The following is a 20,699-nucleotide window of genomic DNA, read 5'->3' as shown; positions in this document are numbered from 1 at the left end:
GTCTAAAATGAAAAGAGCACGCCATACATAAGCGGTTTGGCGTACCCATCCTGTGTCTACGTGGTTATTTATTATAAAAAGTGCAGCTGAAAACCGATACCAATACGTTCTTGTGAGCGGTTATAGTCGATAAGCGAATCGCCATAGCCATTGAAGTATTGAAGCAAGACTTCATAGCGGTCAGAGATAGGGTAGGTGAAGTCTAGCTGGATGCTGCCTCGGTTCTCATCTACGTCGAGGTTATTTCGTAAAAGCGCCAGTACTTTAAACGCGCCAATTTTCCTTCCATAACCAAGTTCCATTCTACCGTAATAGTCTTGTATATCAGGGTTATCGTCGCCGGTAGGATCAAGCGGGTCTGTTTTCTCGTCTTCAGGAATACGGTACCACGTCTTTAGGTAGTAGATATCGTCATCGTCGCTAAAGACAATAGAGGCAAATATACGGTTCCAGCTTCGAGAGCGCAGCCCGCTTTGACCGTTAGACATATGATTGAAACCAACTTGAAAGGTATTAAATTTGTAGCCAAGTACGGAATAATCGGCTGTTTCTTGCCAAAAGACTTCTGGTTCGTAATTGGTCTCGCGAAACGGCTTCGACGCTTCACTGTTATAAAGCTGCCAGAAAGAGGTAAGCGTAAAGCCAAAGTAAACACCGTCGAATCCTGTATCTTCCAAATAAAGCGGCAGCTTTGCGCTTACCTGAAATTTGGCTTCTTTATTATCTATGTTCTCGTTTGTGAGTTCTTCACTGGCTACAGAGCTTGGGTTGGAAACGTAAGTGATTGGAAGTAGGTAGTTTTGTCTATGCTGAGTGATAGCAAACACATTATCCAGTGCTTCTTTATCGCCTTCTAATCGGTTATCCAGTGCACTTTCCGTGATGGTGTCACGTTTGATGATATCGATAACTTCAATACCGCTTTCTTCCTGAGACGATTGATTTTCTTCATTTTCAACAGTGCGCTCTTGTTCACTATTTTCTGAAGATGATGCTTGTTCGCTTACCACTTCTTGTGATTGTTGAGCGCACACAGGCGTGCAAGCAGCAAATGCTGCCAAAAATACAAAAGGCTTTAACACAGACACCTTTAATTCTCCGTAACGTGGGGTTTTTGTTATGCTTAACTGAAGTCCAGTGCTTGGCCTTCTGAAGATGCAAATACTTGTAGATTAGACTCTGCCACTGTGACGTATACATTACAATGGTTTACAACATCATCTATATCGTCATCAGTCCGTTCTGGATCATGACTATATAAAGCTAATTTTTTTGCGTTACATGCCATTGCTAGTTTCACCGCTTCTTCCGCGACCGAATGACCCCATCCGTTCTTAGCTGGCATGTCAGACAACATGTACTGTGCATCGTGTATTAGCAGATCGGCATTTTGTGCAAATTTTGCGAAATCGATAAAGTCTGTTTCTTTTTTGTAGGGGGGGTAAAGCTCATTATCTGTTATGTAAGCCACCTTTGCGTCATCGGCTTCAATACAATAAGCACTGCCACGACCGGGGTGGTTCATGGCTAAGCGAGTTATGGTTGCGCTTCCTACTGAAAATCGGCTTGTAGACTTGGGAATATCGACAATAGAAATGTTAGCTTTCAGCGCACTTCGGGGGACTGGAAATAACGACCCTTCCATTTGCTTTAAAATTTGATCAGGTTCATCAAGGAAGGTTTGCCCTGGGTATATGTTGATTTCACGTGAAGCCTGATAGATAGGCGCAAAAAAAGGGAAGCCTTGAATATGATCCCAATGGTTGTGGCTCAACAGCAGATTAATGGGGGTATCTTTTTGAATAAGGCGCTCGCCAAGCACGCGAATCCCTGTGCCAGAGTCGAGGATGATATCGGTACCATCCTCAAGCTCAATGTGAACGCATGCAGTATTGCCACCATAGCGGACGTAAGCTGCTCCCGGGGTAGGGATTGACCCTCTTACGCCATAAAATGTTAACCGCATACGCCCTCTTTTCTAATCTAATCGGCGAGATCAGGCGCTAGAGTGCGGCTACAAAGTCCTTTGCTGCACTAATATCTAACAACTGCTTTTCACCAGTACGTCTATTCTTATACTCAACCTGTTGATTATCTAGGTTTCTTTCACCAATAACAATGCTGTGAGGTATGCCAATTAATTCCATATCATTGAACATGACACCCGGACGCTCTTTTCTGTCGTCAAACAACACTTCTACGCCAAGGGCAACAAGCTCTTCATAAAGCGCTTCCGCTGCTTCTTTAATACGATGAGACTTATGCATATTCATTGGTATTAATGCAATTTTAAACGGTGCAATAGGATCTGGCCACTTTATGCCAAATTTATCGTGGTTTTGCTCGATAGCTGCCGCAACAATTCGAGATACGCCTATACCGTAACAACCCATAGTTAAGGTTTGGTGCTTACCTGATTCGCTTAGTACGCCGCAGTTCATGGCCTCTGAATACTTGCTGCCAAGCTGGAAGATATGGCCCACTTCGATGCCGCGTTTAATATCTAGCGTGCCTTTCCCGTCAGGAGATGCATCGCCTGCTACAACGTTGCGAATATCAACGCCAGTAATATCTTCAGACCAGTTTACGTTAATATTTATCTTACCGCCTGCGCCTGCGCCTGTAGTGAAGTCAGCAAGGGCAGCTGCACTGGCGTCAATAAAAGCGGGTACAGGCAGGTTGGTTGCATCAGCAAACAATGGTGAAACGCCAAGAATATCTTTTGCTTGTTCAAATGATGCTTCAACAAGCGGGCTTGCAACGCCGTCTAACTTCTCTGCTTTTACATCATTAAGCTCATGATCAGCACGAAGTACAAGGGCTACCCATTTGTCAGAAACTACTTCTTCGCCTTTACTGTCTACTTCATTAGCGGCTTTCACTACTACGACTTTGACCGCGTTTGTCACTTCGGCTTCTACGCTTTTTAAGATGGCATTGAAATCTTTGCCTTTGGCATCTTTAGTCTCAACTGCAGCGCCCGATGCGACAGCTTTTTCAGGCGCAACAGCTTCAGCCATTTCAACATTGGCTGCGTAATCACTGTCGCTTGAGAAAGCGATATCGTCTTCACCTGATGCGGCAAGTACGTGGAATTCGTGAGAGTGATTACCACCAATAGAGCCAGAGTCGGCAATGACTGCTCTGAAGTCTAAGCCCATACGCGAGAATATATTGCAGTAAGCGTCGTACATTTTTTGATACGTTTCTTCTAAACAGCTGTCATCTAAGTGGAAGCTGTACGCATCTTTCATGGTAAATTCACGACCACGCATAATGCCGAAACGGGGGCGCACTTCGTCGCGGAATTTAGTCTGAATTTGGTATAGATTGAGCGGAAGCTGCTTATAGCTGCTAATTTCATTACGCACAAGCGCGGTAATAACTTCTTCGTGCGTTGGACCTAATACGAAATCACGCTGGTGGCGGTCTTTAATACGAAGTAACTCTGGGCCGTACTCTTCCCATCGTCCAGATTCTTCCCACAAATCTGCGGGCTGAACAACGGGCATTAGCACTTCAATCGCGCCTGCTTTGTTCATTTCTTCACGAACAATATTGGCTACTTTATTAAGTACACGAAGACCAGATGGCAACCATGTGTATAGACCCGAGGCAAGCTTTCTGATCATACCAGCTCTTAGCATAAGCTGGTGGCTGATAACCTCTGCATCTGCAGGTGTTTCTTTCTGCGTGGCAAGCAAATATTGACTAGTGCGCATGTAAAGCAGGTATCCTGTTATAAATGTATTTATGACGGTTAGTGTGATGCTCTTTCGCAAACGGCAATTCGCAAAACAAAACATTGCGAAATGCTTGAACCGAGATAAGGTGTCACACGTTTGGGCGTATTCTAATTAACTGTGAGCTATTTCGCCACAGACTGTTAACACTAATAGTGTAATTATCCTAAATGAACCAGTTCGGTCACCTTAACGGCGGCATCTCTTATTTCAAACCCTACATCAATATCGTATAGCGTCACGCGGTAGGTTTTCTCATCATTTTCAATATGCTGTTTATAGGCTGGGCGAGGGTCTTGGGACAGTACCGCAGTCACCAAGGCAGAAAAACCACGGTGCTTTTTCTCTATTTCAGCAAGCGTGGGCTGGATTGTATCGGCGAATGATACGTCGCGATTGGGTATGGGGTTAATGTCATCAAGATTATCGCTGGCGCTAGGAACACTATCAGCGTACGCGATATAGGGCTTGATATCGACAAGTGGTGTGCCGTCGACTAAATCTACCCCTTCAACCACTAACTGTGTCTGTCCATTACTGCTAACCACACCTTTGTTTTTCACCACAGACATGCCAATCCCATTAGGTCGGTGGGTACTGCGACTTGCCAATACGCCCATAGTTGCATTACCACCTAGACGAGGGGCTTTTACCGTATTTTTCCAACCGCGTTCAATGTTTTGGTGAAAGATAAAAAGCAGCCACAGGTGACTGTAATTCTCTATCCCTTTAAGCAAATTGATATCGTTAAAGCCTTCTTCGAAGGTAATAACACCTTCGGCGTTAGCCAAGTTGGGCTGCCTTGGAATAGCAAACTTTTGCTTGAAAGGCGTAGCGACGGTCGCTATCGCCTCGAGAGAAAATGAATTGTGGGTATTCACGTTTTAGCCCTAACGAAGTCAAAAATGTGTAACGTTGTCATATTACTCACATAATTTGCAGGTAAAGTGACGTTTCAAGTGAAAGCTTGAGCCAAATAAACATCCTGCTTGTTATAAGGAGCTGCTTATTTGGGTTCCCTGGAGTAATCCAATACTTTAGGCCTGCTCGCATCACGAGCTTATTCTCTTTTTAGTGCGTGTTTTTTACTTTGTACAAAAAAGGTAAGCTTCCCGTGTTTTATCGAGCGGGCTTATCTTTTTTAAGCGTGTCTAACACGCCCTCAAAATAAGGGCACCCAAGCGTCCGTGCTTTTTCAATGTTATGGCTGAATATCTTTTCGGCATCTTCTTCTTTCTTCATGTAGCGTGTGATATCAGCTTCACGAATCAAATGCAAAAGCGGGTAGGGTGAACGATTGGTATAGTTTTCAGCATCGTCTACGTCGCTACCGTCGAATACATAATTGGGGTGGAAGCTGGCAAGTTGGTAAGTGCCGCTGTATCCCCAGTCGTGCAGCATATTATCGCTAATAGCCAATACATCGAGATATTCGTTGAAATCAGCAAGGGTTGAATGCGTGAGTGCAATGAGTGTTGTAGCGGTGGTGTCGTTCTCTTCTAAATGCCGCAACTCATCGTATAGAGATTGAACGACATTTCCCGCATCGCCCTCAATTACCACACACCGAATTTGATGAGGTGTTCTTACATAGCGCGCAAAGGGACAAAAGTTGTGCTTTATCACAATGTCGTCAACCCATTTAAGCGTTGCATCAATTACGTGCTGTTCCCATAAAGAAGATGTTGGTTCTGCCATAAAAGGTGTAGGTCAGTTTGAGTCTGTGTTCAACGTGAGGGGAGTATAAAACAAAAAGGCAGAAATTTGATTTCTGCCTAACATTTTGATTGAACTATTTGTGCTTTAAGAATGATATTTTACGTAAGCTTCCAGCGTATTCTCTATCAAACTGGCTACTGTCATCGGCCCAACTCCGCCTGGAACGGGGGTTATCCAGCCTGCGCGCTCTTTCGCTTTTTCGAAATCAACATCGCCAACAAGTGAACCATCATTAACGCGATTAATACCTACATCAATGACAATCGCGCCCTGTTTTACCCAGTCACCAGGAATAAAGTTCGGTTTACCTACCGCGACTACCAGTAGGTCTGCACGTTGAACGTGACTTTTAAGGTCTTGAGTAAACTTATGACAGGTAGTAACGGTGCAGCCTGCTAAAAGCAGTTCCAGGCTCATAGGGCGCCCCACAATGTTCGACGCACCTACAATGACCGCGTCTAAGCCTTTTACAGGGCGCTTGGTTGACTCTATCATGGTCATGATGCCTTTTGGCGTGCAGGGACGTAGTGCAGGAATACGCTGTGCAAGGCGGCCAATATTGTATGGATGAAATCCGTCGACATCTTTATGAGGGTGAATACGTTCAAGTACCTTTTCTGCATTTAACCCTGCAGGTAAAGGAAGCTGTACCAGAATTCCGTCTATCTCTTTATCTTCGTTTAGCTCGTCCACTAAATTTAGCAAGGTCTCTTCTGTAGTATCAGAAGGAAGGTCGAAAGAGCGAGAAACGAACCCCACTTCTTCGCACGCTTTACGTTTATTGGAAACATAAACTTGAGAAGCTGCATCACTGCCAACAAGGACAACGGCTAGGCCTGGTTGTCTTTTACCTGCTTGCGTAAGCGATTCAACATAGGAGGTTACGTGTTGGCGAACTTGTTTGGCAATTAGTTTGCCGTCAATAAGATGGGCGGTCATAGTCTTGTACGATTCTTATATGGTTGGGTGGTCAACAAGTGCCCTATATTGTTTCATAAAATAGGACTAATACTCTAGTAGTTATTGCTCTGCAATTATTCGCCACAAATGTTCAACGTAAACAACCGTTAATGGAAAGCCTGATGCTTACCCTTAAAAGAAGCGCAAACCTAGGCTAAAAATAGGTAAATACAAGGGTAATTGTTCAAAAAAACGTGAGAATGGATGCTTTGTGAGCGGTTGATGATTTTATTTAAAAAAGTGTTTGACGAGGTGGGGGGATGTCAGTAATATTCGCACCCCGTAACGGCACAGAGGCTAACGCTTCAAGGTCGGTACGACAGTCGGTGAGTGGCGCAGCTTGGTAGCGCACTTGTTTTGGGTACAAGGGGTCGCAGGTTCAAATCCTGTCTCACCGACCACTTTTTGCAGCGAAGATTCGCCAAGCGCCCGTAGCTCAGCTGGATAGAGCAACGGCCTTCTAAGCCGTGGGTCGCAGGTTCGAATCCTGCCGGGCGCGCCATGCGAGTCAGGTAGGTCCTGATAGCAAGGCTGAATTTTCGTATTTACACTGCTAAAATAAAGCGTGTAAATTGCAAACACACCCTATGGTGGGCGTAGCTCAGTTGGTAGAGCCCCGGATTGTGATTCCGGTTGTCGTGGGTTCAAGTCCCATCGTCCACCCCACTTTTTTGCGGAAGTGGTGGAATTGGTAGACACGCTGGATTTAGGTTCCAGTGCTTCACGGCGTGAGAGTTCAAGTCTCTCCTTCCGCACCATATTTTCAAGCTTTATCAAAAGCTTAATGTAAGCATTTCAGTCGGTGAGTGGCGCAGCTTGGTAGCGCACTTGTTTTGGGTACAAGGGGTCGCAGGTTCAAATCCTGTCTCACCGACCATTTATGCTTTCTTCGATTCAGTAAATACTTCTAGCCAAGAGTGATAAATCATCTGTGGGCTAGGGTATGAGTCGACTTTAACTATCGAGTAGCTATGTAAGATCCTGACAGCTCGGTAGGCGCTTATGTGTTTATCAATTCACACATAAGACTGAACAGGATTACTGTGGTGGGCGTAGCTCAGTTGGTAGAGCCCCGGATTGTGATTCCGGTTGTCGTGGGTTCAAGTCCCATCGTCCACCCCACTTTTTCGCGGAAGTGGTGGAATTGGTAGACACGCTGGATTTAGGTTCCAGTGCTTCACGGCGTGAGAGTTCAAGTCTCTCCTTCCGCACCATATTTAAAGCTCTCGCAGGGCTTTTCAAAAAGATATATCTGTCGGTGAGTGGCGCAGCTTGGTAGCGCACTTGTTTTGGGTACAAGGGGTCGCAGGTTCAAATCCTGTCTCACCGACCATTATCTTTCTCTCCTCTTTATTCATTGCTCAATAAATTCGCATAGATTCCGTCTTTTTCGCTATTTAGGCTATTAGTTTCGCTATTTGGTCAAAATGCGTTCAAATGGTTGTTACAAACTTGTGTTTGCCTCTCGACTCTTGTGGTATGCGGCTGTATACTACCGCGTCTTTTTTTAACCAGTACGTTTGTTTCAGGTTGGCTTTTTGACACAATTTCGTGTCCTAACTTTGATTTTATAAACGTCGAATAACGACCTCTACCCCGGAGTGATATGCAACTCTTGCATGACGGGAGAGGGGATTGAGAACAAAACGCCTGTAAAGGCGTATAGTTGAGGTAACATAATGCAAGTTTCAGTCGAGACGACCCAGGGTTTAGAACGCCGTCTTACTATCACCGTTCCAGCTGACACGGTTGATTCAGCAGTTAAGTCACGTCTACAGCAATTGGCGAAAACACAACGCATCAACGGCTTCCGTCCAGGTAAAGTTCCTGTAAACGTAATCAAAAAGCGTTTCGGCCAAGCTGTTCGCCAAGAAGTTGCTGGCGATGTTATGCAGCAAAACTTCTACCAAGCAGTGATTCAAGAAAAAATTCAGCCTGCTGGTATGCCGAAGTTTGAACTGACTAAAGACGAAGACGGTCAGGACCTAGAATTCACAGCATCTTTCGAAGTTTACCCAGAAGTAGAAGTGAAAGGTGTTAGCGATATCGAAATCGAAAAACCAGTAGTAGAAATTACTGACGAAGATCTAGATAACATGATGGAAACACTTCAGAAGCAGCACGCAACTTGGAAAGAAGTTAAGCGTAAAGCGAAGAAAGACGACAAAGTTATCATCGACTTCGTTGGTTCTATCGACGGTGAAGAGTTTGAAGGTGGTAAAGCAGAAGACTTCGCTCTTGAGCTAGGTAAAGATCGCATGATCCCTGGTTTCGAAAAGCCACTTGTTGGCGCGAAAGCGGGTGAAGAAGTGACTATCGAAGTAACTTTCCCTGAAGACTACCACGCAGAAAACCTAAAAGGTAAAGATGCAGTTTTCCAAACTACCGTTAAGAAAGTAGAAGGCCTAAACCTTCCAAAAGTTGACGAAGAGTTTGCTAAACTATTCGGTGTTGAAGAAGGCGGTGTTGACGCACTTAAAGCAGAAGTTCGTAAGAACATGCAGCGTGAACTAAACCAGACGCTAAAAGCGCAAGTTAAAGAAGACGTTATTGCTAAGCTAGTTGAAGCTAACGAGATTGATATTCCTCAAGCGCTTATCGATCAAGAAGTGAATGCACTTCGCGAGCAAGCTAAGCAACGTTTCAGCCAGCAAGGCGGTGGTCAGAACCTTCCAGACCTACCAGCTGAATTGTTTACTGACAACGCTAAACGTCGCGTATCTATTGGTCTTCTTCTAGGTGAAGTGATAAAGCAGAACGAACTTAAAGCAGACGAAGCTAAAGTTAACGAGATGATCGAAACTGCTGCTTCAGCGTATGAAGATCCGCAAGAAGTTATTGATTACTACAACAATAACCAAGAGCTTATGCAGCAAATGCAAAACGTTGCACTAGAAGAACAAGCTATTGAGTGGGTTCTTGAGCAAGCAAAAGTTACAGAAGTAACTAAGGCTTTTGACGAGGTTATGAACAAACAGGCGTAATTTTTTACTGTCTGATTGACATTACTTGTCAGCAACTGCTTAAATGCTCGGAGCCTTCCGAGCATTTTTGTTTTTAACGCTAGATAATCAAGGTAGCTATGACTAATACCCCGTTTGACCCAATGAACGCACTTGTTCCTATGGTTGTTGAGCAAACCTCTAAAGGTGAGCGCTCATACGACATCTATTCTCGCCTATTGAAAGAAAACGTAATTTTCTTGGTAGGACAAGTTGAAGATCACATGGCCAACCTCATCGTTGCTCAAATGTTGTTCTTAGAAGCTGAAAACCCAGAGAAAGATATTTTCCTATACATAAACTCACCTGGCGGCTCCGTAACTGCTGGGATGGCAATTTACGATACGATGAAGTTTATCAAGCCAGACGTGAGTACAGTATGTATGGGCCAAGCTGCAAGCATGGGCGCATTTCTACTATCTGCAGGAGCAAAAGGTAAGCGCTACTGTCTACCTAACTCGCGCGTTATGATTCACCAACCGCTTGGTGGCTTCCAAGGTCAGGCATCTGATTTTGAAATACACGCGAAAGAAATTCTGTCTATTAAAGAGAAATTGAATCGCCTTATGGCGGACCATACTGGTCAAGACTATGAAAAAGTCGCGCGTGACACAGACCGTGATAACTTCTTGAGTGCAACTGAGGCAAAAGAATATGGCCTTGTTGACCAAGTTTTAGCAAATCGATCTGACGTAGCCGCAACTAAGTAGTATAGTTATAGTAGACCTGAGCCAGTGCATAGCACGTTTTGGTTTTCGGCTCAGGCAAGGCAGAGGCAAAAGTAATGAGTGATAAGCAAAGCGGTGACGGTGATAATAAGCTACTGTACTGTTCGTTTTGTGGCAAAAGCCAACACGAAGTAAGAAAGTTAATAGCAGGCCCGTCGGTATTCATTTGCGACGAGTGTGTTGAGTTATGTAACGATATCATTCGCGAAGAAATTAAGGAAATCGCGCCTAAGCAAAAGCAGGACGCTTTACCTAAACCAAGTGAAATTCATGCTCACCTAGACGATTACGTTATCGGGCAAGAACATGCAAAGAAGGTATTATCAGTAGCGGTATATAACCACTACAAGCGTTTGCGCAATGGCGACGTTCACGAAGGCGTAGAACTTGGCAAAAGTAATATTTTGCTAATAGGACCTACCGGTAGTGGTAAAACGCTGCTAGCGGAAACCCTAGCGCGCCTGCTTGATGTTCCATTCACCATGGCTGACGCAACCACGCTAACTGAAGCTGGCTACGTGGGCGAAGACGTTGAGAACATCATCCAGAAGTTACTGCAGAAGTGCGACTACGACGTAGAGAAAGCGCAGCGCGGAATTGTTTACATCGATGAAATCGATAAGATTTCTCGTAAGTCAGACAACCCATCTATCACTCGTGACGTTTCGGGTGAAGGTGTACAGCAGGCGCTTCTAAAGCTGATTGAGGGTACGGTTGCGTCTGTTCCTCCGCAAGGTGGACGTAAGCACCCACAGCAGGAATTCCTGCAGGTTGATACCTCTAAGATATTGTTCATCTGTGGTGGTGCGTTTGCTGGTCTTGATAAAGTTATTGAGCAACGCGCACAAAAAGACACGGGTATTGGATTTGGTGCTACGGTTAAGTCGAAAGACAACAGCAAACAAATCAGTGAACTGTTTAAGCAAGTTGAGCCTGAAGACTTAGTGAAATATGGTCTGATTCCAGAGTTCATTGGACGTCTACCGGTAGTAACAAGCCTTGAAGAGTTGAATGAAGAAGCACTAATTCAAATTCTACGCGAGCCTAAGAATGCAATCACCAAGCAATATGGTGCATTGTTCTCGATGGAAGATGTAGAGCTAGAGTTCCGTGACGATGCACTTAATGCTATTGCTAAAAAGGCAATGGATCGTAAGACAGGCGCACGTGGTCTTCGCTCAATCGTTGAAGCGGTTTTGCTTGATACTATGTACGACCTTCCTTCAATGGAAGACGTGAGCAAAGTTGTTATTGATGAAACCGTTATTCGCGGTGAATCAAAACCTATCTTGATTTACGACAGCAACGAAAAGAAAGCCGCCTCTGAATAGATGCTGGTTTTGTGAAAAAAGGCCCTTCAGGGCCTTTTTTTGTTTTTAACAGCCAAAGTTTCAGACTTCGTTGTCTAATCTGATCTACGTTTAAACAAAGGGTATACCTTGAAAGTGGGTGATATTTGAGCGGTTAAAACAAATCTCGCTATCCTTTCTACTAGATTTTTGCGTTTAGTATTGCCATTCGAGGCAAAATCGATAATGGTTATACTAAGGTCAACAGGCCCTAGAGCAGGGAAGGTAAGGTTAAGGAATTAACGCACTTTAATAAGTTTCGATTGAACTTTGCTCTTGCATCCCCATATAAAAATGACATTTCAAACTAATTGAGAACAAGTATGACAGTTGAGCGTGAAAATCGCATTGAAATTCCTGTGCTTGCCTTGCGGGACGTGGTTGTTTACCCGCATATGGTCATACCCCTATTTGTTGGGCGTGAGAAATCAATTCGTTGTCTAGAAGCGGCAATGGATAATGACAAACAAATTTTTCTAGTAGCACAAAAAGACGCTGGCGTAGATGAGCCTGAAGCGGACGACATCTATACCGTCGGTACTATTGCTACTATCCTACAACTTCTAAAGCTACCCGACGGTACGGTTAAAGTGCTGGTAGAAGGTAGTGTACGCGGTGAAATTGAAAGCTATAAGCAATCAGAGCCGTTCTTTGTTGCTAATGTAGACAAACTAACTGATGAAGAGATTGATGAGAGCGAACAAGAAGTGCTTATTCGCTCTGCGGTTTCTCAGTTTGAAGGCTACGTAAAGCTAAACAAAAAAATTCCACCAGAAGTACTGACATCACTAAATGGCATTGAAGATGCGCCTCGTTTAGCCGACACCATGGCTGCACATATGCCTCTTAAGCTTACTGAAAAGCAAAAAGTGTTAGAGATGCAGGGCGTCAATGAGCGTCTTGAATATCTGATGGCGCTTATGGAAGGCGAAATTGATTTGCTGCAGGTCGAAAAGAAAATTCGTACCCGCGTTAAAAAGCAAATGGAAAAGAGCCAGCGCGAGTACTACTTGAATGAGCAGATGAAGGCTATTCAGAAAGAGTTGGGTGAACTGGATGACGCACCTGACGAATTTGAAGCGTTATCTAAAAAGATAGCCGACGCTAAAATGCCTAAAGAAGCGGAAGATAAAGCGAAAGCTGAACTTCAAAAGCTTAAGATGATGTCACCAATGTCTGCAGAAGCTACCGTGCTTCGAAGCTACATTGAATGGCTGACTAACGTGCCGTGGAACAAGCGCTCGCCGGTTAAGAAAGATCTTTCCCGCGCAGAAGGTGTGCTTAACGAAGACCACTACGGCCTTGAAAAAGTGAAAGAGCGCATTCTTGAGTATTTAGCCGTTCAGCAGCGTGTTAAGAAGCTAAAAGGCCCAATTCTGTGTCTTGTTGGCCCTCCAGGTGTAGGTAAAACTTCACTAGGCCAGTCGATTGCTAAAGCGACAGGTCGCAAATATGTGCGTATGGCACTAGGTGGCGTGCGTGACGAAGCTGAAATCCGTGGTCACCGTCGTACTTACATTGGTTCATTGCCAGGTAAGCTAGTTCAAAAAATGGCGAAAGTAGGGGTTAAAAACCCGCTCTTCTTACTTGATGAAATCGATAAGATGTCATCAGATATGCGAGGCGACCCTGCGTCAGCGCTGCTTGAAGTACTAGATCCAGAGCAAAACAATAGCTTTAGTGATCATTATCTGGAAGTCGACTACGACCTGTCAGACGTTATGTTCGTAGCCACTTCTAACAGCATGAATATTCCAGGCCCATTACTTGACCGTATGGAAGTGATTCGTCTATCTGGCTACACAGAAGATGAAAAACTCAACATTGCAAAGAACCATTTAATTGGTAAGCAAATGGAACGCAATGGGCTTAAAGCGAAGGAGTTGGAAATTACCGATTCTGCCGTTATCGGTATGATTCGATACTATACCCGTGAAGCCGGGGTTCGTAGCTTAGAGCGCGAAGTGTCGAAAGTATGCCGTAAAGCCGTGAAAGATATTTTGCTTAAGAAAAGCAAAGACAAAGTAGTCGTAACACAGGATAACCTTAAGGACTATCTTGGCGTTCAACGCTTTGACTACGGTAAAGCGGACAAAGACAATCAAATTGGCCAAGTTACAGGACTTGCTTGGACGCAGGTAGGTGGTGACTTACTGACCATTGAAACAACGTCGGTTCCGGGCAAAGGCAAAATGACATCAACGGGTTCTTTAGGTGATGTCATGCAAGAGTCTATTAAGGCTGCTATGACGGTGGTAAGAAGTCGTGCAGAAAAGCTTCGCATAAACGATGACTTCTACGAGAAACGTGATATTCACGTGCACGTACCTGAAGGTGCTACGCCGAAAGATGGCCCTAGCGCAGGTATTGCTATGTGCACTGCACTTGTCTCGTCACTTACGGGTAACCCTGTGAAGTGCGATGTAGCTATGACCGGTGAAATCACCCTACGTGGTGAGGTGCTTGCTATTGGTGGACTTAAAGAAAAACTATTAGCTGCGCATCGAGGCGGCATTAAAACTGTCGTTATTCCAAAAGATAACGAGCGTGATTTGGAAGAAATTCCAGACAACGTGAAGAAAGATTTATCAATCCATCCGGTTAAGTGGATTGATGAAGTTCTTGATATTGCACTGCAGGAACCTGTAGAAAGCGTCAAGGTGGTTAAAAAATAACTTAATCGACTGGCTACAATCCTTTGTTTTTAAAGGCGTGTAGCCGTTTTTTTGCTATAAAATTGCAATAATTGAACAAAAAATGTGCATTGCGCGAAAGAAAAACTGATTTTTTTAAAATTAGGGCTTTCAAGTCGCAAAAGTTGTGTTACCTTTAAGTGGTATTCGCTTGAAGCCTTGCCACAAAAGGGATTGCAGCGATTCATTAATAAAGTTAATTATTTGTGACTGAAGCTTGATGTTAACAATCAAGCTTGCTATAACGTTCAAGCAAAATCGTTTTGGACAAACAGTATAATAACAATCGAAGGGGATCATAATTGTGAACAAGTCTCAACTTATCGACCAAATCGCTGCTGGTGCAGACATTTCTAAAGCAGCTGCTGGCCGCGCTCTTGACGCATTCACTGACTCAGTAACTGCGGCGCTTAAAGACGGCGACCAAGTTGCACTAGTAGGCTTTGGTACTTTCTCAGTTCGCGAACGTTCAGCTCGCAGTGGCCGCAACCCACAAACTGGTGAGACTATTCAGATTTCAGCAGCGAAAGTTCCATCTTTCAAAGCTGGTAAAGCACTGAAAGACGCTTGTAACTAAGCACAAAAATTATAGAAAAAGGCGATGGCTAGTCCATCGCCTTTTTTATTTCTAAAACAAAGAATTCAATATTGGGGTCAGAGTAATGACTCTGACCCCAATATTTTAAGAGTAGAAATAACCCTACGAGGCTTGATGAGTTTTATACATGTCCTCGCAACGTTCGAACTTAACGAAAGACAGTACAAATAGTGTGTTTTGGTCGTTTATATTCGGCAGCATTGGGTTATAATCAGCGCTTATTTTATCTCGCACTCACGGATTTGTGATGGTTTGAGGTAACTGTAGTAAGCAACGGAGTTGAAGAACAATCATGCTAGAAAGAATCAGAGAAGGTTCTCAAGGCCCATGGGCGATGGCGATTATCGCGCTTATCGTTTTAAGTTTCGTATTCGCAGGTGTAGGTAGCTACCTAACATCATCAGGTACTACTGCAGTAGCTACTGTTAATGGCGAAGAAATTTCGGCACAAGAACTAGAGCGTGCATATCAGAATCAGCGTGCACAAATGGAGTCACAATACGGCGAAAGCATCGCACAGCTTTTCTCTAGTGAGCAATACCTCGCAGATTTCAGAAGAAATGTACTGGACAGACTTATTGCTGAAAAATTAATTCAGCAACAAGCGACGGGCATGGGATTGCGCGTAAGTGATAAACAAATTCGCGAAACCATAACACAAATGCCTGAATTCCAGTTTGGTGGTCAGTTCGATAACGAACGTTTCCAAGCCATTCTTCGTCAAAACGGTTTTCAAGTAGCCGATTTCCGTGATTATCTGCGCGTTCAAATGACACAAAACCAGTTGGCTGCAGCGCTAACGAATTCTTCATTTGCGTTGGACGGTGAAGTACAGCAAGCGAATGCGCTACAGCGCCAAACTCGTGATGCGAAATACGTGCTAGTGAGCTCTGATGAATTTGCCGGCTCAATTGAAGTGACAGATGCGGATGTTGAAGCTTTTTATAATAACAACATCGCCTCTTTCGATACTGACGAGCAGGTTAAACTTGCTTACGTTAAGTTAAGTGTCGATGACTTGAAAGATCGCGTTTCGGTTGATGAAGAAGCGGTTCGCACGTACTACGAAAATAACCTGGGAAGCTACGGCAAAGAAGAAGAGCGCCGTGTTTCTCATATTCTTATCGAAGCGGGCGATGATGCCGATGCAGCGAAAGCAAAAGCAGAATCATTAAAAGCAGAACTCGACAACGGTGCAGACTTTGCGGCTCTTGCAGAAGCAAACTCTGATGACACATTCTCTGCCGAAAACGGTGGTGACCTAGACTTCATTACGCCAGAAATGATGGACCCAGCGTTTGATGAAGCAGCTTTTGCTTTACAAAATGTTGGCGATGTATCCGACGTAGTTGAAACCGAGTTTGGTTTTCACATCATCAAGTTGACAGACTTAAAAGAAGCACAAGTTAAATCTTTCGATGAAGTAGCGGGTGAGATTCGCGATACGCTTCTTTATGACGCAGCTATGGAAAAGTACTTTGAGCTTCAAAATACGTTAGCTGAAATTGCGTTTGAAGTACCTGATACGTTAGAAGATGCAGCGAACGCGGTTGATTTGCCTGTGCAAGAGTCAGTGGTATTTAGTCGCAACACCGCACCCGCTGATCTAAGCTTCCCTGGTTTACTAGACGTTGCTTTCTCTTCTGAACTTATTGATGAAGGGCTTAATAGCGATATTATAGAACTAGACGACGAAACCGTTGTTGTTGCGCGTGTTATTGAGCATCAGCCTCAGCGTACTCAATCTCTTGAAGAAGTACGCGAAGGCATCGAAGCCTCTGTTAAGGCTGAAAAGTCAAAAGAAGCTGCAGAAGCTTGGGCGTTTGATATCGCACAAAAAGTGCGTGCTGGAGAAAGCGTTGAAGGCGAGCTAGCTGAAAAGTCTGTGTCTTGGGAGACAGCAGCTGCTGTTCCGAGAGCGGGCGGTACACTTGCACGTGCACTCGTTGACACGCTTTTCTCTCTTGCCCTTGAAGGCGAAGATAAAGTTGATGTTGCAACAACGGTAAACGGTGACGTTGCTGTTGTTATGCTTGAAAACGTTAACGCAGCACCAGAGCTTGAGAATGAGTTGGGTGAAAGCCTGAAGCAGCGCCTTGCTCAGGTACAAGGTCAGCGCGTTTATCAACAATATATTGATGCGCTTCGCGCAAATGCAGAAGTGACTATCTCACAGACGCTATAAGCACTGCTGCATAAAAGCTGTCGCTGCGACTAACAGTGACACCGGTAATTACAAAAAAGCCAGCCTCTTTCATAGATGCTGGCTTTTTTTACAACACAGTGATTGGCTATTTATTTGAAGTGCGTTAGTTCGTTAAGAACAGCATCAGTGTATAAAATGCCGCAATAACACCAGATAACACAAATATGTACAGAAACCCTTGCTTGCCTTGCTCCAGAGTGTATTTGTTGGCTTGTAAATAGCCAAACCAGAGTAGTGACAAAATAAGGGGTATTAAAACAATGATTTTTAACACAGTAATGCCTTTCTTTAAGTTATGTTCTAGTTATAACAACGCGCGTTGATTTAGACAAATCTTAACGAGCCAGTCCTAGTCGCCAACTCACCCATTGTCGCCTTCCTTGTTATCACCCTTTATTATTTTTAGCTTCAGGTTACTTTGTCCGCTGTCATGGCATTGTCGTAAATCTGTTATTGCCGTGTCACTTTACATTTGTGTAATAGACTCACGTTTCATAAAGGTTTCTTATGCATGTCAATTCAGCCTTTACCTTCCATAGCGCCAGCTCGCAGTATTTATTTTGCCGAAGTGCTTATGGCAAGAGCGTCGATTACCCCACAGGACGCTGGTTGCCAAAGTTACCTGATATACAAGCTCGAAAAGCTCGGTTTCTTTTGTGAAAAATACACAATTAATGGTGTGAGCAACCTCATCGCCAGGTGGGGGAAGGGCCCGAATCACTTTGCATTTAGCGGCCATACTGATGTAGTGCCCCCAGGTCCTCTTGATAAGTGGAAGTCACCGCCTTTTAGTCCCGTAATTAGCAAAAATAAATTATATGGACGTGGTGCTGCCGATATGAAAACAGGCATCGCAGCCATGCTAGCGGCCACAGAGCGAACCATTACCTCGTTAGATAAGGAAAAGGTCTCTTTCTGGTGGCTAATCACCAGTGATGAAGAAGGGGAGGCGGAGTGGGGCTCTAAATGGATAGCTGAGTATTTGGCATCTAAAAATGTCCAGCTTGATATGTGCCTAGTCGGTGAACCTTCTGCATCTGCATCAACCGGCGATACGATTAAGATTGGACGCAGAGGCTCACTTTCCGGCACTATCCATATTGCAGGAAAACAAGGTCACGTGGCTTATCCAAAGACAGCGGTAAATGCTATCCACAAAGCGAGTAACGTGATTAATGCGCTAACACAGCACCCATTTGACGAGGGGAGTGATGATTTCCCTGGTACTTCGCTTCAAATAACACATATGGACACGGGAGGCTTCACTGATAACATAGTGCCTAGTGCTGTTCGTATAGAGTTTAATGTCAGATATTCGTGGCAGTTTAATCAAAACAGTTTATCGGTATTGCTGCGCAGTATTATCAATAGCATTGATACAGAAGCCGAAGTTAGCTTTTCAAGACCCTGTGAAGCTTACTTGAGCAAGCCTAACAGTAATGCGGAGCACTGCTTAATTGCCTGCGTAGAAAAAGCGATAAAGGGCGCTACAGGGCGTTACCCTGTTATCAGTACATCTGGTGGTACTTCTGACGGGCGTTTTTTTGCTAGTGAGCACACACAAGTGGTTGAAGTGGGTGTGCCAAACACCACCATTCACCAAATAAACGAACACATTCATGTGTCTGATTTGCTCACTCTTGAAGATATTTATACCGACATTCTTAAGTATGTCGGCGAGCGATAACGACTTCTGAAATTTTCAGTAAAGCGGAAGGCCGTAAAATGAGAAAGGGAGCGTTTGTCAGAAGCTCCCTCTTCGCTTAGGCTGTGGCTTTAAGCTGAATATCGGTTAGATAGCGTTTGCGCTTTTTCTCAGTAAGTGTTTGCATGTCAACCACCACCAGTCCGTCGATACAGTCGTTAAAATCTGGGTCGACATTAAAGCCTAAAAATGCCACCCCGCCGTCTTTAGCCACTTCAGAATACTGCTTATACAGCGTTGGTACGTTTACGCCCATGTTAGCCAGTAAATGCTTTAGCTGCGTAAATTCTGCCTTGTAATCGTTACCTGTAAATTGATGTAACGCGTCGTTCGCCATTTGATAAGGTCGCTTGCAGGTCGCTTCGCCAAACTTGGCAGGAAAGTACGTGGAATAGAATTGTACCAATAAATCTTTAGCGGGTTCAGGGTAGGCATTACTGAGTGACACCGCACCAAACAGATAGCGATACTTTGGGTAGCGGCTTAAAAATGCCCCGATACCAAACCACAAATAATCTAAACTACGCTTTCCCCAATAGCGAGGCTGGACAAAGCTTCGCCCTAGCTCTAAGCCTTCTTTGAAGAGTTTATCGTTGTCCTTACCGTAATTAAATAAGGTCGCAGAGTAGAGCCCGGTAGGGTGGTTTGGCGCTGTCAAAAGCTCAGCATCGCCAAAGCGGTAGGCGCCCACAATTTCTAAATCGTTGTCATCCCAAAGTACAAGGTGATAATAGTGGGAGTCGTATTGATCGATGTCTCTACGCTTGTTGGTACCTTCGCCCACGGCTCGAAACGCCACTTCGCGCAGGCGGCCAATCTCTCGCATAATCGGTGAACAGCTTTTGTGTTGGTATAGGTAAATAGATTTTCCGTCGCCAGTTTCACCTAAATGTTCGCAGTCTCGCATAGCGCGGGCCAGTTCTTTTCTGTCTTCTGGCATGGCAATAGAAGCCTGGGTTTCAAATACGCCTTTCTTGTTACTGCCAATGCGATACAAGTGGCGCTTAAACAGCTTTACCTGCTCTTTTAACGGTATATTGGTTTGCTGGTACGCTTCAAATGGAATAAGTTCGCCAATGCGCATAGGTAAATGCTTCTTACGCTGTTTGAACATCTCTTTAACGAGCAGCGCGGTGGCTAATGGCTTGTACACCATGGACACGCCGTAAAAAAGCGGGCTATTTTTCGCGTCTATATAAACCGGCAATATCGGTGCTTTTGCTTGCTTTGCAATGCGTAAAAAACCCGTGTGCCATCTGGTGTCGCGAACACCTTGTGGGCGTAATCGAGAAACTTCACCGGCAGGAAAAATCAGTATGGCGCCGTCGCTGTTAAGGTGTTTTTGAATTGCCGATAAATGCTGTTTTGGTGTGCCTCCCTGCATATTGTTTACAGGTAACAGCATATCGTGAAGCGGTTCAATGGCCATAAGCATTTCATTGGCGACCACTTTCAAGTCGTGACGTACTTCACTAACCAGCTTTATAAGCGCAAGTGCGTCGAGTGAGCCAATCGGATGGTTAGCAATAATCACCACTCTACCTTCACTTGGAATGCGCTCTTTTTCTACATCGCGCGTGGAGTAGCTGATATTAAAATATTCAAGCACTTGCTCTACGAAATCGATATCTTCGTAATGCGGATAGGTTTCACCAAATTCGGTAATTTCACGTTCGTGAAGAAGGTGCCTTAATACGAAAGACAGCGACTTAAATAGAATGGGGTTATTTGCTACTTGAGGGTAATGCTTGTTCAGTACGTCGTTTACAGTAAACATAGAACCTGTTTCTCTTCCGGTTTTGGCGAACAATAGCAGGGCAATGTGACGCTTTTCACACAGTTTCATGGCAGTTATTTGACAGTGTTAAAAAGTTGTAACTATGACCTGCTGACCAATCTATGAGGCACAGGTCAGCAGGCCCTAACCTTGATGGACGGGGTTGGAATTCACCTGTTGCTTGGTGAGTAGCAAAAGTCAGGGGCCGTTACAGCCCCA

14 protein-coding genes and 8 tRNA genes are annotated in these 20,699 nt (G+C 44.4%); 15 read left to right on the top strand and 7 right to left on the bottom strand.

Annotation, left to right across the window (positions count from 1 at the left end; translation table 11 throughout):
- Window positions 1–71: 71 nt before the first annotated feature.
- The 6 genes from MHM87_RS04365 to folD all read right to left on the bottom strand — a co-directional run bounded on the left by MHM87_RS04365 (window position 72) and on the right by folD (window position 6,401).
- Window positions 72–1,088, bottom strand: coding sequence for a phospholipase A (locus MHM87_RS04365; protein WP_039231566.1), 1,017 nt, complete (start codon window positions 1,086–1,088; stop codon window positions 72–74).
- Window positions 1,089–1,123: 35 nt separating this feature from the next.
- Window positions 1,124–1,966 carry an MBL fold metallo-hydrolase gene (locus tag MHM87_RS04360; protein WP_239257852.1) on the bottom strand — a complete coding sequence of 281 codons (843 nt, stop codon included), beginning with the start codon at window positions 1,964–1,966 and terminating at the stop codon, window positions 1,124–1,126.
- A gap of 37 nt (window positions 1,967–2,003) precedes the next feature.
- Complete coding sequence (locus MHM87_RS04355; protein ID WP_239257851.1) at window positions 2,004–3,722, bottom strand: proline--tRNA ligase; 1,719 nt, start codon at window positions 3,720–3,722, stop codon at window positions 2,004–2,006.
- Window positions 3,723–3,904: 182 nt separating this feature from the next.
- On the bottom strand, window positions 3,905–4,624 hold the full coding sequence (gene tsaA / locus MHM87_RS04350; protein ID WP_014950151.1) for a tRNA (N6-threonylcarbamoyladenosine(37)-N6)-methyltransferase TrmO: 720 nt from the start codon (window positions 4,622–4,624) through the stop codon (window positions 3,905–3,907).
- 238 nt (window positions 4,625–4,862) lie between these two features.
- Window positions 4,863–5,441, bottom strand: coding sequence for a DUF1415 domain-containing protein (locus tag MHM87_RS04345; protein ID WP_239257850.1), 579 nt, complete (start codon window positions 5,439–5,441; stop codon window positions 4,863–4,865).
- A gap of 105 nt (window positions 5,442–5,546) precedes the next feature.
- A complete protein-coding gene (gene folD, locus MHM87_RS04340) occupies window positions 5,547–6,401 on the bottom strand; it encodes a bifunctional methylenetetrahydrofolate dehydrogenase/methenyltetrahydrofolate cyclohydrolase FolD (RefSeq protein ID WP_014950149.1) in 855 nt (284 codons plus the stop codon).
- 345 nt (window positions 6,402–6,746) lie between these two features.
- On the opposite strand from folD, the gene MHM87_RS04335 reads away from it, so the two are divergent.
- From MHM87_RS04335 to dapE, 15 genes are all read left to right on the top strand, one after another.
- Window positions 6,747–6,823, top strand: a tRNA-Pro gene (locus MHM87_RS04335).
- Between the two features lie 24 nt (window positions 6,824–6,847).
- Window positions 6,848–6,924 (top strand) — tRNA-Arg (locus MHM87_RS04330).
- 88 nt (window positions 6,925–7,012) lie between these two features.
- Window positions 7,013–7,088: transfer RNA gene (locus MHM87_RS04325), tRNA-His, on the top strand.
- A 7-nt stretch (window positions 7,089–7,095) separates the two neighbouring features.
- A tRNA-Leu gene (locus tag MHM87_RS04320) sits at window positions 7,096–7,180 on the top strand.
- A gap of 42 nt (window positions 7,181–7,222) precedes the next feature.
- A tRNA-Pro gene (locus MHM87_RS04315) sits at window positions 7,223–7,299 on the top strand.
- Window positions 7,300–7,468: 169 nt separating this feature from the next.
- Window positions 7,469–7,544: transfer RNA gene (locus MHM87_RS04310), tRNA-His, on the top strand.
- 7 nt (window positions 7,545–7,551) lie between these two features.
- Window positions 7,552–7,636, top strand: a tRNA-Leu gene (locus MHM87_RS04305).
- A 42-nt stretch (window positions 7,637–7,678) separates the two neighbouring features.
- A tRNA-Pro gene (locus MHM87_RS04300) sits at window positions 7,679–7,755 on the top strand.
- Between the two features lie 346 nt (window positions 7,756–8,101).
- The gene (gene tig, locus MHM87_RS04295) at window positions 8,102–9,406 is read left to right on the top strand and encodes a trigger factor (protein WP_239257849.1); all 1,305 of its coding nucleotides are present in this window, start codon (window positions 8,102–8,104) and stop codon (window positions 9,404–9,406) included.
- A 98-nt stretch (window positions 9,407–9,504) separates the two neighbouring features.
- A complete protein-coding gene (gene clpP / locus MHM87_RS04290; RefSeq protein WP_014950147.1) occupies window positions 9,505–10,134 on the top strand; it encodes an ATP-dependent Clp endopeptidase proteolytic subunit ClpP in 630 nt (209 codons plus the stop codon).
- 74 nt (window positions 10,135–10,208) lie between these two features.
- Window positions 10,209–11,483: an ATP-dependent protease ATP-binding subunit ClpX gene (clpX, locus tag MHM87_RS04285; RefSeq protein ID WP_014950146.1), complete on the top strand. Its 1,275-nt coding sequence runs from the start codon at window positions 10,209–10,211 to the stop codon at window positions 11,481–11,483.
- Window positions 11,484–11,824: 341 nt separating this feature from the next.
- The gene (gene lon, locus MHM87_RS04280) at window positions 11,825–14,176 is read left to right on the top strand and encodes an endopeptidase La (protein ID WP_039228334.1); all 2,352 of its coding nucleotides are present in this window, start codon (window positions 11,825–11,827) and stop codon (window positions 14,174–14,176) included.
- A gap of 322 nt (window positions 14,177–14,498) precedes the next feature.
- Window positions 14,499–14,771 carry a nucleoid-associated protein HU-beta gene (hupB, locus tag MHM87_RS04275; RefSeq protein ID WP_012518978.1) on the top strand — a complete coding sequence of 91 codons (273 nt, stop codon included), beginning with the start codon at window positions 14,499–14,501 and terminating at the stop codon, window positions 14,769–14,771.
- 313 nt (window positions 14,772–15,084) lie between these two features.
- Entirely contained in the window at window positions 15,085–16,977 is a 1,893-nt protein-coding gene (locus MHM87_RS04270; RefSeq protein WP_239257848.1) for a SurA N-terminal domain-containing protein, read from the top strand.
- Window positions 16,978–17,509: 532 nt separating this feature from the next.
- The gene (gene dapE / locus MHM87_RS04265) at window positions 17,510–18,685 is read left to right on the top strand and encodes a succinyl-diaminopimelate desuccinylase (protein WP_239257847.1); all 1,176 of its coding nucleotides are present in this window, start codon (window positions 17,510–17,512) and stop codon (window positions 18,683–18,685) included.
- Between the two features lie 76 nt (window positions 18,686–18,761).
- Here dapE and MHM87_RS04260 read toward each other — a convergent pair whose 3' ends face one another.
- On the bottom strand, window positions 18,762–20,549 hold the full coding sequence (locus tag MHM87_RS04260; protein ID WP_275443139.1) for a lysophospholipid acyltransferase family protein: 1,788 nt from the start codon (window positions 20,547–20,549) through the stop codon (window positions 18,762–18,764).
- Window positions 20,550–20,699 lie beyond the last annotated feature (150 nt).

The sequence above is a fragment of the Alteromonas sp. Cnat3-28 genome, from assembly GCF_022348265.1.
Taxonomy (GTDB): domain Bacteria; phylum Pseudomonadota; class Gammaproteobacteria; order Enterobacterales; family Alteromonadaceae; genus Alteromonas; species Alteromonas macleodii.
This window is presented reverse-complemented; position numbering and strand designations above follow the sequence as displayed.